General features: G+C 68.3%; 1 protein-coding gene. It reads right to left on the bottom strand.

Annotated elements, in window-relative coordinates:
- On the bottom strand, positions 1 to 240 hold a 240-nt coding region (locus tag AC0L3E_RS34735; protein ID WP_473606930.1), incomplete at both ends, for an inorganic phosphate transporter.

Genomic DNA, 240 nt, shown 5'->3' with positions numbered 1-240 from the left:
GCCCCGAACCGTTCGCCGCCATCGTTCCGGCAACGCCCGACGACAGCACATGAGTCGTCGACACCGGCAGTCCCAGCCGATCGGCCATGCCGATGGTCACCATCGCCACGAGTTCGGCCGCCGCACCCTGGCCGTAGGTCAGATGGCTCTTGCCGATCTTCTCGCCGACCGTGACGACGATGCGTTTCCAGCCGACCATGGTGCCGAGGCCGAGCGCCAGCGCGACGGCGACCTTCACCC

Source organism: Mesorhizobium sp. WSM4822, assembly GCF_055811155.1.
This window is presented reverse-complemented; position numbering and strand designations above follow the sequence as displayed.